This is a genomic window from Kineobactrum sediminis (assembly GCF_002868715.1).
Lineage (GTDB): Bacteria > Pseudomonadota > Gammaproteobacteria > Pseudomonadales > Halieaceae > Kineobactrum > Kineobactrum sediminis.
The window spans coordinates 273,134-285,751 of the sequence record NZ_PKLZ01000007.1; the positions used below are offsets into that span (position 1 = coordinate 273,134).

At 59.1% G+C, this 12,618-nt stretch carries 13 protein-coding genes; 6 read left to right on the plus strand and 7 right to left on the minus strand.

Annotated features, from left to right (window positions below):
- Positions 1-483 (plus strand): STAS domain-containing protein, encoded by a 483-nt coding sequence (locus CWI75_RS09390; protein WP_101521240.1) that lies wholly within the window; start codon positions 1-3, stop codon positions 481-483.
- Positions 484-510: 27 nt separating this feature from the next.
- On the opposite strand, the gene CWI75_RS09395 is transcribed toward CWI75_RS09390, so the two are convergent.
- The 4 genes from CWI75_RS09395 to CWI75_RS09410 form a co-directional block, all read right to left on the minus strand.
- The gene (locus CWI75_RS09395) at positions 511-954 is read right to left on the minus strand and encodes a tellurite resistance TerB family protein (protein WP_101521241.1); all 444 of its coding nucleotides are present in this window, start codon (positions 952-954) and stop codon (positions 511-513) included.
- Positions 951-1,904, minus strand: coding sequence for a transaldolase (tal, locus tag CWI75_RS09400; protein WP_101521242.1), 954 nt, complete (start codon positions 1,902-1,904; stop codon positions 951-953). The genes CWI75_RS09395 and tal overlap by 4 nt, the downstream gene beginning before the upstream one ends.
- A gap of 92 nt (positions 1,905-1,996) precedes the next feature.
- Complete coding sequence (dusA, locus tag CWI75_RS09405; protein ID WP_101521243.1) at positions 1,997-2,989, minus strand: tRNA dihydrouridine(20/20a) synthase DusA; 993 nt, start codon at positions 2,987-2,989, stop codon at positions 1,997-1,999.
- Between the two features lie 134 nt (positions 2,990-3,123).
- Complete coding sequence (locus tag CWI75_RS09410) at positions 3,124-4,956, minus strand: ExeM/NucH family extracellular endonuclease (RefSeq protein WP_101521244.1); 1,833 nt, start codon at positions 4,954-4,956, stop codon at positions 3,124-3,126.
- A 128-nt stretch (positions 4,957-5,084) separates the two neighbouring features.
- Here CWI75_RS09410 and CWI75_RS09415 point away from each other — a divergent pair, with 128 nt between their 5' ends.
- The 4 genes from CWI75_RS09415 to CWI75_RS09430 are packed head-to-tail and all read left to right on the plus strand — an operon-like array spanning position 5,085 to position 7,678.
- Positions 5,085-5,663 carry a DUF2452 domain-containing protein gene (locus CWI75_RS09415; RefSeq protein ID WP_101521245.1) on the plus strand — a complete coding sequence of 193 codons (579 nt, stop codon included), beginning with the start codon at positions 5,085-5,087 and terminating at the stop codon, positions 5,661-5,663.
- A gap of 53 nt (positions 5,664-5,716) precedes the next feature.
- The gene (locus tag CWI75_RS09420; protein WP_101521246.1) at positions 5,717-6,298 is read left to right on the plus strand and encodes an HAD family hydrolase; all 582 of its coding nucleotides are present in this window, start codon (positions 5,717-5,719) and stop codon (positions 6,296-6,298) included.
- 2 nt (positions 6,299-6,300) lie between these two features.
- Positions 6,301-6,618 (plus strand): antibiotic biosynthesis monooxygenase family protein, encoded by a 318-nt coding sequence (locus tag CWI75_RS09425; protein WP_101521247.1) that lies wholly within the window; start codon positions 6,301-6,303, stop codon positions 6,616-6,618.
- 19 nt (positions 6,619-6,637) lie between these two features.
- Positions 6,638-7,678: a YVTN family beta-propeller repeat protein gene (locus CWI75_RS09430; RefSeq protein ID WP_101521248.1), complete on the plus strand. Its 1,041-nt coding sequence runs from the start codon at positions 6,638-6,640 to the stop codon at positions 7,676-7,678.
- On the opposite strand, the gene CWI75_RS09435 is transcribed toward CWI75_RS09430, so the two are convergent.
- The 3 genes from CWI75_RS09435 to CWI75_RS09445 are packed head-to-tail and all read right to left on the minus strand — an operon-like array spanning position 7,669 to position 11,413.
- Entirely contained in the window at positions 7,669-8,718 is a 1,050-nt protein-coding gene (locus CWI75_RS09435; RefSeq protein ID WP_101521249.1) for an ABC transporter ATP-binding protein, read from the minus strand. The genes CWI75_RS09430 and CWI75_RS09435 overlap by 10 nt on opposite strands.
- Positions 8,715-10,385: an ABC transporter permease gene (locus CWI75_RS09440; RefSeq protein ID WP_101521250.1), complete on the minus strand. Its 1,671-nt coding sequence runs from the start codon at positions 10,383-10,385 to the stop codon at positions 8,715-8,717. The genes CWI75_RS09435 and CWI75_RS09440 overlap by 4 nt, the downstream gene beginning before the upstream one ends.
- The gene (locus tag CWI75_RS09445; RefSeq protein WP_206604685.1) at positions 10,376-11,413 is read right to left on the minus strand and encodes a Fe(3+) ABC transporter substrate-binding protein; all 1,038 of its coding nucleotides are present in this window, start codon (positions 11,411-11,413) and stop codon (positions 10,376-10,378) included. Before CWI75_RS09445 ends, CWI75_RS09440 begins: the two co-directional genes overlap by 10 nt.
- A gap of 152 nt (positions 11,414-11,565) precedes the next feature.
- Between CWI75_RS09445 and CWI75_RS09450 the strand changes: the two genes are divergently transcribed.
- Entirely contained in the window at positions 11,566-12,600 is a 1,035-nt protein-coding gene (locus CWI75_RS09450; RefSeq protein ID WP_101521251.1) for an LLM class flavin-dependent oxidoreductase, read from the plus strand.
- Positions 12,601-12,618: the final 18 nt, after the last annotated feature.

The following is a 12,618-nucleotide window of genomic DNA, read 5'->3' on the forward strand; positions in this document are numbered from 1 at the left end:
ATGGAAGAAGGTCAAATTCTTGCTGCCTGCCAGGATGGAGCATACGTTATACGCCTCACCGGTGATGTGCGCCTGACCCTGTGTACCACTATTGATGATTACTTTCAGCGAATGCTAGACAGCCCCGATTTCGCCAGCGTCTGGGTAGATCTGTGTGATGTTCAGGGTATAGACAGTACGACCCTGGGCCTGCTGGCCAAGCTCGCTCTTGAAGTACGCGAGCGCTACGGGTTCATGCCCGCCATTTATTCCTGCGATCCTGGTATTACCCGCTTGATCAGGAGCATGGGTTTCCAGCGTCTGTTCGAGATCCATGAAGACGTGTGCAACCAACTGGCTGACATACACTCAATTCCCGTGGTCGAGGGCAGTGAGGCTGCCGTGCGGGAGAAAGTGATTGAAGCCCACCGGGTACTCATGGGTATTTCCGATGAAAACCGGGCCCGATTCAAGGATCTGATGGTGGCGCTGGAACACGGCTGAGTCCGGTCGAACGACCAGCGCAATCAGTTAGTCGGGGCTGGCCGCCAGTTTGGTGCGAATGTATTCGGCATGAGGCACGTAGGTAAGCTCTGCAACCTGGCGAATGAGGTGTTCTTCGTACTTGTCGAGGTTGCCGTCGGCATAGGCAACCCCCCACATTGTTTCAATCAACTGCAGTTTTTGCTCAGGGCTGCAGTGGTCGTTAATCACCCGGGTAAATTCGTACAGTGAGGTTGCGTGGTCCACTCGCGTAGTCGCCGACTCGACCAGTGCATGCACTTCTTCCCGGGGCAGTGAAAGGCTGCTGCACAGCAGCGATTCCAGCGCGGCTTCCTCCTGTGCATCCTCGGTAAAATCCGCCCTGGCAGTCTCTATCAACAGAGCCGCCACGGCCAGATGCAGGCGGTGCTCAATATCTTCCGGAGACTCCGACGGCTGGGTGATGAAAAGAGATTTAAGTGCATTAATCATGGTTGGCTAATCAGTTGTTCCAGTTTTAGCTGGTCGCTAATGAAATTGCGGATACCCTCCGCGAGTTTCGCTGTGGCCATGGCGTCATAATTGAGCTGTAGCCGGAATCCGGCTTCTGCAGATTCCTCTCGGGCATCGGCAGAATGCGCATCCAACGGCGTCAGCCTGCGCGCCAGCGGGGCAGTGTCAGCGGCCAGCGCCGCCAGCAAATCAGGGCTGATGGTAAGCCTGTCACAGCCTGCGAGCGCTTCGATTTCACCGGTATTACGAAAACTCGCACCCATCACTACGGTAGTATAGTCATGGGCCTTGTAATACTGGTAAATACGACGCACCGATATCACACCAGGATCATCTTCCGGGCTGTTGATCACCAGGTCGGTATTGGCCAGGTGCCAGTCCAGGATCCGGCCGACAAACGGCGACACCAGATACACCCCCGCATCGGCACAGGCCGCGGCCTGGGCAAAACCGAACAACAGGGTGAGGTTGCAGTTTATACCTTCACGCTCCAGTTGCTCACCGGCGCGTATACCCTCCCAGGTAGAGGCAATCTTGATCAGGATGCGGTCCCGGGATACGCCTGCCGCCTCGTACAGGCCCACAAGCTTACGCGCACGGCTTATGGTCGCGCTGGTGTCAAAAGACAGCCGGGCATCCACCTCGGTAGAAATCCGGCCGGGCACAATTTCAAGAATTTCCCGCCCTACATCCACAGCAAAACGATCACAACAGTTGGCCAGTCGCTCGCTATCACTGCCGCCCTGGCCAGCAGCCCAGTCCCTGGCCTCCTTCAGCAGCATTGCGTAATGGGGCAGGGCCGCGGCCTTTAGCAGCAGGGACGGGTTGGTGGTTGCATCCTGGGGCTGAAAGGTGCGAATGGCTTCAATATCACCGGTATCGGCGACAACATCCGTCATTGCTTTCAGTCGTTCAAGTTTGTTACTCATAGTGCGGTGGCTCTTGCGGTCCAGGCCCCTATTGTAACGGCATTCTCCGGATTCTGCTTGCGCGGGCCATGCCCCGTTCGGCACTTGTGCAGTCAGGCCGGCTGAACGGCGGCGCCACTGACAAAGCGATAGGCCTGTTCAAGCACCTCAACGCCGGCGCCTGTGCGATGGGCATTCTCACTGATATGACGGCGGAACTGGCGGGCCCCTGGCAGGCCCTGGTAAAGCCCCAGCACATGCCGGGTAATGTGATGCAGCTGCGTACCCGCGGCCAGTTCCGCGACCACATAGGGCAGCAACTGTGCGATAACCTCATCCCGCGACGCTACCGGATTGGTAGCACCGAACAGGTGCCGGTCGACATCTGCCAGCAGCCAGGGATTCTGGTAGGCGGCCCGGCCCAGCATGACCCCATCGAGCTGCCCGAGGTGAGTATCGCATTCCTGCAGGGAATTGATGCCTCCATTAAGCACAATGGCAAGCTGTGGCAAGTCCGCTTTCAGCTGGTATACCCAGGGATAGTTGAGCGGCGGAATTTCGCGGTTCTGTTTCGGTGACAGGCCCTGCAGCCAGGCCTTGCGTGCGTGCACGATAAACACCTTGCAACCGGCTTCCGCGACGGGACCAATAAAATCCAGTAATTGCTGGTAGGACTCCATCTCGTCGATACCGATGCGATGCTTGACGGTAACCGGCAGCGCGCAACTTTCAATCATCGCCCTCACACACTCCGCCACCAGTTTTGGCCTGGCCATCAGGCAGGCGCCGAACATTCCCGATTGCACCCGGTCAGAGGGGCAGCCGCAATTGAGGTTTACCTCATTGTATCCCCACTGTTCGGCCCAGTGCGCACAGCGTGCCAGTTCGGCAGGGTCACTGCCGCCAAGCTGCAATGCCACCGGCGCCTCAGCCGGGTCAAAGCGCAGGAATCTCTCCCGATCCCCATGAATCAATGCGCCTGTAGTGACCATCTCCGTATACAGCCGTGCGCGCTTGCTCAACAGGCGCCACAGATAACGGCAATGGCGGTCAGACCAGTCCATCAGCGGGGCAGTACAAAAACGATAAGGGGTGATATCGGGCATGGTGGAGGCTTGGGTCCGAAAACCGTCTATTGTACCCGATCAGCCCCTTCTCCGAACACCAGCTGGGAGAACCGGCCGCCGGATCGCCGGATCGCCGGATCGCCGGGCCGCTTTCCCTGAAAGCCGATGAACTTCTAGTCCGGTATCACACTGAGTTTCAGGTCGATGATAACGGGATCGTGGTCCGAGGATCGGTAGGGTGTCGGCGCGTACAGGGTTTTGTGCTGACTCGCTGTCTTGAACTCGGTGTTGTAATCAAGAACACGAGGTTCATCCGCGTTGATATGCCAGTCCTGTACGTTGACGACCTTGGCTTTGAGGCTTGCGGAGGCCAGGGCGTGATCGAGATTGCCGGATTCGCCATCGTACACATAGGTATAACTTCCCCTGCGCTTCAGGTTGCTATAACCGGCTGTTGCCAATGCACGGATCGGATCTTCCATGGAGTACGCATTAAGGTCGCCCATTACCAGTATATCGGTATCGTCTATCCCTGTTGGATGGGTTTTCAACCAGTGCGCCAGGGCAATGGCAGCGTTGGTGCGCACGCCGTTACAGTTTCCCTGCAGCTGCGGATCCTCGGGGTCGCCGACATCGGCACAGGAAGACCCCTTGGACTTGAAATGGTTGATCACCAGGGTGATGCGATCGCCACTGGCGCCATGTTCAAAACTCTGGGCCAGGGCAGGGCGGTTCTTGCGATCGTTGAACAGGGCTGCACCCTTGTTGTTGCGCGGCGAATTGGCAGCGCTGAGCAGTTGCGCAGGATTGATGGGCATAACCACCGATGGCCGGTACAGCAACCCCACCGCGATAGCGTCAGTACCAATTCGCAGGGTGTCAGTGGAAATAAAATCATAGCGCTCACCCGGTCCGCCGGCGCTATTCAAAGCCCCGGTCAGCTGGCTGATCGCACTGCGGGCAGCAAAGCCATCATTTTCAATTTCCATCAAGCCGATGATATCAGCGTCCATTGCCAACAGGGCTGCGACCAGTTTTGCCTGCTGCCGTTCAAGCTCGAGTGGGGTATCGGCGCCGCGGGCAGTCGGGAAGCCACCACCGGCGCCATCGCCATTGAAATAGTTGTACACATTAAAGCTGGCAATGCGCAGATCGGCGCCTGCGGCTGGCTGGGGAACTGCACGGCGCGCGTTTACAGTGTGCCGGTGCAGAGTGCCCTCGGGAATCAACCGATAGCTTCCGAAGGCGTAAGTCATGACCCCGGACAGATTGCCGATGCCATCGCCGACACGCAGCGGATTATCGGCTCCCAGCCCAACCCCGGGAAAGCGTATCGGCTCGGGATTCTGCCTGTGGATACCGTCGTCGACCACCAGCCGGTTAAGGTCATTGGCGGCATTTACTGCATTGGCAGCGGTGCCCGGCGCGGCGACTTCAGTCGGTGTGAAGCGGCGGCCAAGGCCGACCGTGAACTCACCAAAACGCCCCAGTTTGAACACGTCGTTGACAGTGAGTATCTGTGTGCTGGCGACCCTCATACCTTCAACGGTTTCCAGCTCGGACGGATTATCGAACGGCAATGTTATAACGGCTGCTGATGGCAGAGCGCGGCCCCGGGCACAGATCCTCACAACGGAAGTTTTGCTGATCTGGGTCAAGCCGTGATGCTCACCCACAATCCCCCTGACACGCACTCTATCGCCAACGGTTACCGGGCTTTTTGAAAACACGAAAATACCTTCGGAGGTTGCCGGGTCCCGGTCCTGGTCGACATCTTCCTCCTGCATGAAAAAGCCACCTGGCTGGCCGGCTTCCTGCAGATTGGCGATGACTATCGCTTCGGTATCGACTGCCTGGCCGCGCAGTGGCGAACGTACGCCGCTTCCCTGAATAACGGAGATCAGGGTGGCCGGGTGGCCACACGCCGCGCGAGCCGCCTGCTGGCTGCCGGCTATAGGGGAGAGGATGGCCAGTAGAGGAACCAGGAGGAGTGATATCAGGTTCATGGTACGTTCCTGTGGGCGGCGGGTATTTCGCGGTTATACTGATTTTCGTTGATGTTGGGCCAAAGTGTGCTCCCGTAACGTACAAGCCCCGAGCAACTGATTAACCCGGCAACTGCAGAGATCGAAGCATGAAAAACCCCAACCCGCAAGGGAAAGGACTGGTGCCCGTACTGGAACACTGGCACGCATTGCAGCCTGGAACGGTCGCTGCAAAACCGGCCGGGGAGTTGCTGGTGGATTACTTCGCCTCAGCGCTGGTGCTGTCTGCGAGTTTTGCCTTCAAGCCGGTGGTCGGTTGTGACTATTTCCTGTACTGGTCGGGCCACCGCTGGCAACTCTCACTGATCAATCCGCAGGAGTGGGGTAGCCGCGCACCCGGGGCCTGTGTCGGTGAATGCCGTCTGCGCTCCGACATGACCTGGCAGATCGTCCCCGGTGAACAATTGAAAGATGATTCTGGATTGCAACGCGCGCTCGCCAATTTTCTCGACGGCTTTCTGGAGACGATAGGGGGCGCCAGTAGTCTCGAGCAAACCTTGCCGGGTTATGTAGCGGAGCTGCCGTATTACCAGCGTCTGCTCGCCACTGGCCTTACGTCCTCTGTACGCCAGTCATTGCGGCATTCCGGGCTGACCGATATTCCCGGGGCCCAGTGGCTTGATCACGACAGGGTCCGGTCGTTATTCTCGCATTCGGGCAATCAGTAAAGTAACGTTCTACACTAAGAACACGGGAGTCTGTTATCAACATCACCGAACCCATGCAGGGAATCATTTTTGATCTCGACGGGACACTGGTAAATTCGCGACTGGACTTTGATGCCCTGCGAGCTGAAACCGGATGCCCGGAAAGCCTCGGACTGCTGGAGTTTATGGATACACTGTCATGTCCGCAGCAACGTGCGCAAACCGCCGCCATTATTGATCGTCATGAGCAGGAGGGTGCTGTTGCGTCAACATGGATAACGGGCGCGCAGCGTTACCTGGAGGCACTGGTTGCGGCCGGCGTGCCTGTGGGTATTGTTACCCGCAACTCGCGTAGCGTGGTCGCAAAGGTACAGCAGAAACTGTTGTTACCGGATATCCCGGTGATTACCCGCGAGGATGCGCTGCCCAAGCCGGATCCTGCCGGGCTGTTGCAACTGGCCCGCCTCTGGCAGTTACCGGTGCACCGGTTGGCTTATATCGGCGACTTCCGCTTTGATCTGGAGGCGGCCCGCAACGCCGGTATGCTGGCTGTACTTTACGCCGAACAGTCCGGTGGTGATGATGAACACCTGGCTGATCTCGTGTTCAGTCACTTCGACCAACTGGCAGAATTATTGCCCGTAAAGCGAGATTAGGAATGCATTATATTTTTGAGGTTTTTCTGAAGCCGGGTTACAGCGCTGAACAGTATGCCGAGGCATGGACTCGCGCCAGCGAAATTATCCAGCGTGCGCCCGGCGCCCAGGGCACCCGCTTGCATCGTAAAATCGGCGATCCACAACGGCTGCTGGCAATTGCCACGTGGGAGAGTAAAGAGGCGCGTGACGCCATGGAATCGCAACTGCCGGAAAGCGTTGCCGAGATCATTGCCGAACAGACGCCTCATGTTGAAATCACCCTGATCGGCGAATTCGAAGCGCCGGAGTGGACGGTGCTGCCCGAACAACAGCGATAACTTCTTGCGAGGATTGCCCATGAACCGTATCCGTATTGTGATTGCCATCTGGACCCTGCTCGGATTTCTCATCGCAAGCGCCACTCACGGCGCAACACTGGTGGTGGCCAATAAAAGCGAGGCAACCGTCAGCCTGGTGGCAGTCGAGGATCTGCGGGTAGTGGCCACGCTGCCCACGGGCAATGGCCCACACGAGGTCGCCGTCTCCCCCGATGGGCGTCACGCCCTGGTCAGCGACTACGGTACCGGCGCCGAACCGGGGCACAGCCTGACCCTGGTTGATATTGTTGATGCCGCGGCGATGGCCACTATCGCGTTACCGCCAAACAGCCGCCCTCACGGTCTTGAGTGGCTGGATGACAGCCACGCTGTGGTGACTGCGGAGGGCAGGAGAAGCCTGCTGGTTATCGATGTCAATGCAGAGAAAGTGTTGTATGAAGTTGCAACGGACCAGGAGGGAACCCACATGCTGGCCCTGTCCGCAAACCAGAGACAGGCCTTCACCACCAATATCGGTTCGGGAACACTCACGGTGGTGGATCTGCTGGCGCGCAAAAAGCGCACTGATATAGAGACCGGAGAAGGCGCGGAGGGCATCGCGCTGGTGCGGGAGAACGAGATATGGGTAACCAATCGCGCCGCCGGCACGGTGAGCATCATCGACGCGAACGCTCTCGAGATTCTCGCGACACTGGACCTGCCGGGCTTCCCGATCAGGGCGGAGGCGGACGATGCGCGCGCCCGGGTCTACATTACCCTGGCCAGGGCCGATGCACTGGTGGTCATGGATGTTGCCGAGCGCCGGGTGCTGGAGCGGCTGGACTTTGATGTCAGTGCGGCCCGTCCCGAGAAGACCCTGTTGAGTGACCTGATACCAGACAGCTCCATCCCTGTGGGCGTGCTGCTTTCGAGAGATGGAAAATGGTTGTTTGTCGCCCACACCAACGCCCATTTAATAACAGTGTGGGATGCGGCGACCCTCGAGTACCAGGGCGATTTGTCCGTAGGCCTGGAGCCCGACGGTATGGCCTGGTCGCCGGTAGCGGTGGATCAGCCCTGATTCGCGGAGAACACGACCACATGCTGAAGGTGGAACCGCACCGGCAAATGACTGCCCAGCGCCACATCCACATGGCTGGGTGTGAGGCAGGGCACATGCTGGCCGTCGGGCAGTAACAGGTCATAGAGGTTGTGCGCGCCGCGGAATGCCTTGCCCACCACCCGCAGTTGCAGATCGCTGCTGTCATCGTGGATGACATCGTCCGGTCGCACCAGCAAGCGCATGGGCTCGCCTGCCCGCCACCGGGGGTGGCCCTGGTCGAGTACACCCAGGCCATCACTCATTTCCCCGGCGGCGTTAACAGTCACGGTAATCATGTTGCCATCACCGATAAATTCCGCAACGAATTCATTACCGGGATTGTGGTAGAGATTGTAGGGCGTATCGGATTGTGCGACCCGGCCATGATTGAGCAGACTGACCTGGTCCGCCATGGCGAACGCTTCATTCTGATCGTGGGTCACCAGAATGGCAGTCACTCCATTCTGTTTCAGCAGGTCCCGTACCTCTGTCGCCAACTGGGTGCGCAGTTCGCTGTCGAGACTGGAAAAAGGCTCGTCCAGCAACAGGATTTCCGGATTGGGAGCCAGTGCCCGCGCCAGCGCCACGCGCTGTTGCTGGCCCCCGGAAAGTTCATGGGGAAAGGCCCCGGCATAAGGTGCCAGGGCCACCAGGTCCAGCATTTCTTCAACCCGCTGCCGGCGTTTCCCCGGGGGCAGTTGGCTCAACCCGAAGCCGACGTTACGGCGCACGTCCAGGTGCGGGAACAGCGCGAAGTCCTGGAACACCATGCCCACCTTGCGTTGCTCGGGGGGCAATTGCCTGCGGGGTGTACTGATGACGGTCCCACGCAGGGCGATACTGCCTGCGGTAATCGGCTCAAAGCCGGCAATCGCACGCAGCAGGGTGGTTTTACCGCAGCCCGAGGGGCCCAGCAGACAGCCAATCTGGCCCTTTTCCAGGGTTAACGTAACAGCATCCACGGCGGTAAACTCACCATATTTAATCGACACCTGCTGCAGTTCCAGCTGGCTGTTCATGCGGACTCCTGTGGGCCGGGCATACTGCGGGACATGAGGATAACAGGCAATAGACCGATCAGCACGATCGCCAGTGCCGGCAGCGCCGCATCGGCCAGCCGTTCATCCGAGGCCAGCTCGTGTGCTCGTACAGCCAGGGTATTGAAGTTGAATGGGCGCAGGATGAGTGTTGTCGGTAATTCCTTGAGGACATCCACAAATACCAGCAACAGTGCGGTTAATACACTGCCACGCAACATGGGCAGGTGAATCCGGCGCAGTATACTTAATGGGCTGTGGCCAAGGGATCGCGCGGATTCATCAATGCCGGGACGAATGCGCGCCAGTCCTGATTCGACGGTTTGCAGCGAGACTGCAAGAAAGCGCACAACATAGGCAAAAACCAGGGCAATCAGCGTACCACTCAATAATAACCCCGAGGATATGCCCAGGGTTTCCCGCAGCAGGCTGTCCACCGTGTTATCGAACCAGGCGAAAGGTATGAGAACACCTACCGCTATCACCGTTCCCGGTACGGCATAGCCCATCCCGGCAACGCGCACTGCAGCCGTTTCCGCAGGCCCCGGATATAAACGCTTGCCGTAGCCGAACAGTAGCGCCAGTAGCAGGCAGCAAAAGGAAGCCAGCGCCGCCAGCATAAAACTGTTGCTCACCAGTTGCAGGAAACGGACATCGAAAATCTGCAGGTAATTAGCTGCGCCCCACACCGCCAGCTGGGCGGCCGGGAACAGGAATCCGGCCAGCAGAATCATCAGCGCCACGCTGAAACCCAGCGCGGCACGCCAGCCGCGCAGGGAAATACGGGTGGGAAAGTCACGCACCGCGGTCTTGTGAAAACGGAGTCGTTGTCGGGAGCGTCGCTCCAGAATCAACAGGGTGAACACGAATAACAGCAGAAAAGCCGCCAGCTGCGCTGCTGTCTGCAACTCACCGAGCCCGTACCAGGTCCGGAAGATGCCGGTGGTGAAGGTGCTCACGCCGAAATAGGCCACCGTCCCGTAATCAGCCAGGGTCTCCATCAGCGCCAGGCTGACACCGGCCGCAATCGCCGGCCGGGCCAAGGGCAGGCCGACCAGGAAAAGGGTTTGCCACGGTGTTTTGCCGAGATTGCGGCTGGCCTCAAGCACCGCGGTGGACTGCTCCAGAAATGCAACCCGCACCAGCAGATACACATAGGGGTAAAGCACCAGGGAGAGCATACAAATGGCGCCGCCCAGTGACCTGATCTCCGGGAACCAGTAGTCGCCAAAGCCCCAGCCAAAGGTGTCTCGCAACAGGGTTTGTACGGGCCCCGCATAATCGAGCATACCGGTATAGGTATAGGCCATGATATAAGCCGGCATGGCCATGGGCAGCAACAGCGCCCAGCTGAAGAAACGGCGGCCGGGAAATTCGCACATGGCGGTCAGCCACGCAGCGCTGACCCCCAGGCTGAAAGTGCCCAGCCCCACGCCCAGCATCAGCACTATGGAATTGAACACATAGTCGCTGATTACCGTACTCAACAGGTGTTGCCAGGCAGGGCTGTAGCCCGCAAGCAGGCTGGCAACCACTACCAGCACGGGTATGGCTATGAGTAGCGTTCCCAGTAATATGCCAGTGCGCCAGAGTCGCGCTGGCCAGGGACTGGGCTCCGGGTAGGTAAACGCAGGGGTGCCTACTTCCAATTCGCTCTGTCCATAGCCATTACTGCGGCGGCGTTCAGGCGACCCAGTTCACTGACATTGATCATATCGGCCTTGAAGGACCCCCAGGACAGCAACAGTTCGCTGGGCGCAACGCCGGGCCGCACGGGATATTCATTATTGCTTTCGGCATACCAGCGCTGGCTCTCCTCCCGGAGCAGGAACTCAATCAGACGACGGGCCTGCTCGGGGTGCTTCGCTGCCTGTGTCACGCCGGCACCACTAATGTTCACGTGGGTGCCGCGGCCTTCCTGGTTTGGCCAGAACAGCTCGACCCTGGTTGCGGCGGCACGCTCCTCGGGCTCTGGCGATTGCAGCATTGCTCCCAGGTAATAGCTGTTAACCAGTGCCACATCACACTGACCGGCAGCTACCGCCTTGATCTGGTCGCGGTCACCACCCTGGGGGGGCCGGGCAAAGTTGCCGACAAACCCCTGCAACCATTGATCAGTGGCCTCGACACCTTCGCTGGCCAGCATTCCGGCAACCAGTGACTGGTTATAAATATTGGCCGAGGAACGCACGCAGATCCGGCCCTCCCACTGTGGTTCGGCCAGTGCCTGATAGCTGCTTAGTTGATCCGGATTTACCCGGTCCCTGGCATAGACAATGACCCGCGCTCGCAAGGACAGGCCATACCAGTAGCCTTCGGGGCTGCGCAAATGTTCGGGTACGGCGGCCTCGAGTTCGGCAGAGATTGCCGGCTGCAGCACCCCGGCCTCCTGTGCCCGGTACAGGTTGCCCGCATCGGATGTCAGCAACAGGTCAGCGGGTGAATTGCGACCCTCGCTGCTCAGTCGCGCAAGCAGGGCGTCACCGGCACCAGTCACCAGGTTTACCTCAATACCGGTTTCGCTGGTAAAACGGTCCAGCAACGGCTTTATCAGCGACTCCTGGCGCGCGGAATAGATATTAACGGTCTCGCTCTTGGAACAGGCAACAAGGGCGGGCAGCAGCATCGCCAACAGGGTCAGGATGCGGATCATGGGCCAGTGGCGAATACGATTCAAAATCAGGTCCTCTCAATGCTGTGAATGATATTAGTGATAACGCTAATTATTCGCATTTAGAGCCAGGATAGCAAGCCTCTTCCTTTCCCGGCGCTTTGGCAGAAGCGCCGTTGGCACGTACACTGCGCTTACTTTAAACAAGGTAGTGCATTATGACATCAGCTATCCCTTTCTCACTACTGGAGTTGGCTTCCGTACGCGCAGGTGATTCGGTGGGTAAAACCCTTGCCCACAGCGTCGCTTATGCGCGCCATGCCGAAGCGCTTGGTTTTCGTCGTTTCTGGCTGGCTGAGCATCACAATATGGAGGGGGTCAGCAGTGCCGCAACGTCGATCCTGGTCGGGCACATCGCGGGAGCCACCGAGTCCATTCGGGTGGGCTCCGGTGGCATCATGCTTCCCAATCATCCGCCGCTGGTGATTGCGGAACAGTTTGGCACCCTGGCCAGCCTGTATCCGGATCGAATTGACCTCGGCCTTGGCCGTGCCCCGGGTACGGACCCGATAACCAGCCGCGCGCTGCGTCGGGCCGGGCCCGGTGCGGAGGCGTTTCCCGCGGATATTGAGGAGTTACAGCGGCTGCTCGGCCCGCTACAACCCGGCCAACAGGTCAAGGCTATTCCCGGCGCTGATACGAATGTGCCGATCTGGCTGCTGGGTTCCAGTCTCTATAGTGCCCAGTTGGCCGCAGCGCTGGGTTTGCCCTATGCCTTTGCCGGCCATTTTGCGCCGCGCCTGTATCGCGAGGCGCTGGCACTTTATCGGGCCAGATTCACGCCCTCCGCGCAGCTTGCCGCGCCCCATGCCCTCCTGGCTGTGCCGGCGATCGCGGCAGACTCGGATGCCGAGGCCAGGTTCCTCGCCACCACCAGTCATCAGCGCATCCTTGCACTCATGCGCGGCCAGCCATTGTTCATGCAGCCGCCGGTAGCGGCCATGGATGGCCTGTGGAGCCCCGCAGAGGAAGCCGCGGTCAGGGATTTTCTCGGCTTGCAGTTGTTGGGCGGGCCGGATCGACTGCAGCAGCAGTTACAGCAATTGCTCGAGTCCGCGGAAATCGACGAACTGATGTTTACGGTTGATATTTACGACCCGGCCAGGCGCTGCGCTGCGCTGGATATTCTGGCGGGACTCGCGCCGGGCCTGGAGACCGGCAGCGGTGTGCTTTCCAGCGGCGAATCCGTATAATCGGCGACTTCGCTCTCT